Source organism: Tenacibaculum sp. AWR4_210, assembly GCF_056160945.1.
In genome coordinates, this window is sequence record NZ_JBSWYF010000088.1 from 1 (window position 1) to 271 (window position 271).

Genomic DNA, 271 nt, shown 5'->3' on the forward strand with positions numbered 1-271 from the left:
ACAGCTCAGGTAGTGGTAAGCGAACAAGCCTTACCAAATGCGGGAACTAACGGAACACTTACCATCTGTGCAGGAAGCACGGTAACATCAGGGCAGTTATTTGCAGCCTTAGGAGGAAGTCCAGCGACAGGCGGAACTTGGTCACCAGCATTAGGCGGCGCAAATACGTATACTTATACGGTAGCCGCAACGGCACCATGTACCACAGCAGCAACAGCTCAGGTAGTGGTAAGCGAACAAGCTTTACCAAATGCGGGAACTAACGGAACAC

The 271-nt window shown here is 51.3% G+C and carries 1 protein-coding gene; it reads left to right on the plus strand.

Annotated features, from left to right (window positions below; genetic code table 11):
• The coding region (locus tag ACXAG7_RS20150; RefSeq protein WP_476667955.1) for a hypothetical protein at positions 1-271 on the plus strand (271 nt) is incomplete at both ends.